This window comes from Methylacidimicrobium cyclopophantes (assembly GCF_902143385.2).
Classification (GTDB): Bacteria; Verrucomicrobiota; Verrucomicrobiia; order Methylacidiphilales; family Methylacidiphilaceae; genus Methylacidimicrobium; species Methylacidimicrobium cyclopophantes.
Map to the genome: position 1 here is coordinate 1 of NZ_CABFUZ020000179.1, position 2,770 is coordinate 2,770.

Consider the following 2,770-nt stretch of genomic DNA (forward strand, 5'->3'; position numbering starts at 1 on the left):
GGCGGCGGTACGCTGCCACCAAAGGCGGAAGCCAATCGACCATGGCCGGCGCAATGAAGCCGATGCGCAGCACGCCGATTTCTCCGTGGGCTGCGAGTCGGGTGAGGCGCTGGGCTTCGTCAGCCCTTGCCAGAACTTTTTCGGCTTCCGATAGAAAGGTCCCGCCTGCGGCGGTAAGCCGGACGTGACGCTTGGTTCGGACAAAGAGCGTCACGCCGAGCTCCTCCTCGAGGTCGAGGATGGTTTGGCTGATCGCCGACTGGGCGACGTGCAAGCGGCGTGAAGCCTCGCTGTAGTTCAGGTATTGGGCAACGGCCACAAAGTAGCGGAGATGACGCAGCTCCATCGGATGATTGAGGTGCTTCCCATCGGACGACGGCTGGAAGCGGTTTGTAGGCTATTTTTTAGACGAACGATTGGATTCTCTTTTCTTTGCTGTTCTGCACCGGAACAGGTTGGACATACATCCTTCGCCAGTCTCCTCCCAACTCGTTTTTTTAAGTCTCTTTGCCAACATCCAAGGCTCGCAAGCGTGCGGAAACGCTTGTCGGTCCGAGACGAAGGTGCACGAGCCGGCAGTGGACCAGCAAAAGCATGCAAAAAATGCGCAGAAGATCCGTCATCTTCGAAAAAACCGCTGGGATGGCGCTGCCTCCACCGTCTTCCTCTGAGGCACCGCTCGGGGAAAGGCTCCCCAAAGCCCCGCACCCGCTTTTCCGAATCCCGGAATCGCCGGAAGGAACGCACGCCCTCGCTTCCTACCATGCTTCTGCGGCGATGTCGGGTCGCACGCAACTTTCGCCGCAACCGCTTTCCCCAGAGGAGAGCCACGATCCATTTTCCGAACAGATCCCCTTTCCAACGAGACTTCAACGGCTGACTTGGAAATTCGGTCGCAAAAACGTCTGCTCTCCCAATGCACTCGATTCCGTGAAGAGTCTCATGATCGCTTTCGGCGATGACAGCCATATCATCTTTCTATTTCCGTTATCGATGCAATAACCGTAATCGTAGCGGACTGCACAGGGAAAGTCGGTGCGGCGAGATGCTCCGCTACGGCATGGAGGCCCTGTTCTCAACGAGCAAAAAGGAGGCATTGGATGAAGCAACGTACAAGGAAAGCGTGGAAAGTGATGGCGCTGCTTGCTGGCGCGAGTTGTTTAGTGACGCTGGCTGCGCTTTCGCCACGGGCGAAAGCGGCCACCGGGCAGGAGAGCGAGGAAGATGGAGTGATCGTTCCGCTAAGCCATGCCGAGTCCTACGAGTCTGCCAAGGAGCAGATGAAAGGAGTTCCTAAAAAGGCCGAGAAATCCTGGACTCCATATATTGCGGGAGCCTTCGGAGTCGGCTTTCCTCAGTCGGATCAGGCAAGCTTGGTCACCCCCGGGGGAACGACTCCGCTTTCCGTAAACTACAATTATGCCTACATCGGAGCGCTCGTCGGAGGCTTGTATTTTCACGATCCAAGCAAATGGGGAAGCCTGAGTTTCTCCGTCGATGCGATCGGTCTCTTCCTTGGAAACGGGCAGCAGACGGGAATCGGCACCGAGCCGAAGTTGATGTCGAGTAGCGGAGTCACCGTCGGCTATCTCGGACTCGGCGGAACGGTTGGCTACAGGATAGCAAAAAAATTTGAGCCCTTTGTCGGATTTGCAGGGGGTGGCATTCTTGTGAATGCGGAAAGCAACAATGTGAATTTCGGGAACGTTTGGGGCTATTGGTTCGCTCCGGTCGGAGGATTCCGTTATTTCATAGATCCCCACTGGTTCATCGGTGCGGAATTCGTTTTCGCCTTTAATGGCGATGTGAATGGTTTCCACAACGGAACGACAGTGCTGAATGTGAGCGGACCAAGCTACAACTTGTATGATCCTGTCGGACTCTTCGTCGTTGGCTACGGGTTTTAGAGCTCTGGGCTGAATAGAGTGGGTGGGGAGGGAAGATTTCTTGCCCTCCCCTATCCGGTCTTTCGCAGGGCGATGTTGGGAGATGCGGCAGCAGAAAGAGAATCTTTTTGTGTTCTGCCTCCATGGCCCACTTGGGTGGACAAGCGAAGAGGGGAAGGAGATCGAGTTTTTGGAGGAGCAGGTTGCGGTCGGCGGGGATGCGAGAAAAGAGCCCGATCCAGGGCCCTCCTTTTCCGGCGAGCTCGACCCAATGGATCGCTTGAAGGCGGTGGAGCACCTAGGGAACTTCTTCGGTGAAGCCCTTTGCGATCCATTCGCTTCCGATCCGGGCGCTGATCCAGAAGGCCGAAAGGCAGAGCCGCATTGGATTGCGAACTCGAGGTTCCCGGCCGCGTTGCAAAAGCCTTTCCTTCGGCTCCGAACCGACTCCAGCAAGGATCTCCTCGAGACCGAAGAGCTCCCACGCCTCCTGCAGCACTGCCGGTTCCCCGGGATCCAACCCTTTTGGGACATCCCACTCTTCGGCGTAAACCAACGGCTCTCCCTTCCAACCCACTCCCACCGTTTCCCAAACCTCGGCAGGCAATCGAGTCCAATCGGCCTGGATCCGCGTCTTGCCCCGCTTACCCACCTTGGAGGATTCCCGAGCCAGATGGGAGCAATCGATCTTTCCTCTGGGAGACCCAAGTGCTTCCGGCAAATCGGTGTCTCGATCTCCACGATCCGCAGGGATCTGCATCCGAAAAAAGGTCAGAGACGACAGATCCTGACATATTTGCATAAGCCGTTTCTGAACCGAACGATGTTCAAAACCTGCGGAAGATCGGTCTCCTTGCACGCAAGCCGGTGCGGCCGCGAAGCGG

At 56.7% G+C, this 2,770-nt stretch carries 2 protein-coding genes and 1 pseudogene; 1 reads left to right on the top strand and 2 read right to left on the bottom strand.

From position 1 onward, the window contains the following. The coding region (locus FN369_RS08135) for a LysR family transcriptional regulator (RefSeq protein ID WP_142525668.1) at positions 1-346 on the bottom strand (346 nt) is incomplete at its 3' end. Positions 347-1,100: 754 nt separating this feature from the next. On the opposite strand from FN369_RS08135, the gene FN369_RS08140 reads away from it, so the two are divergent. Continuing rightward, entirely contained in the window at positions 1,101-1,907 is an 807-nt protein-coding gene (locus FN369_RS08140) for a hypothetical protein (protein WP_142525669.1), read from the top strand. A gap of 121 nt (positions 1,908-2,028) precedes the next feature. Here FN369_RS08140 and FN369_RS11695 read toward each other — a convergent pair. Next, positions 2,029-2,295, bottom strand: a pseudogene (locus FN369_RS11695) (IS1634 family transposase); the annotation flags it as partial. Positions 2,296-2,770 lie beyond the last annotated feature (475 nt).

Bases quoted from the DNA above. Each gene is read 5' to 3' on its own strand.
- FN369_RS08140 (WP_142525669.1), top strand. From the start codon at position 1,101: ATGAAGCAACGTACAAGGAAAGCGTGGAAAGTGATGGCGCTGCTTGCT.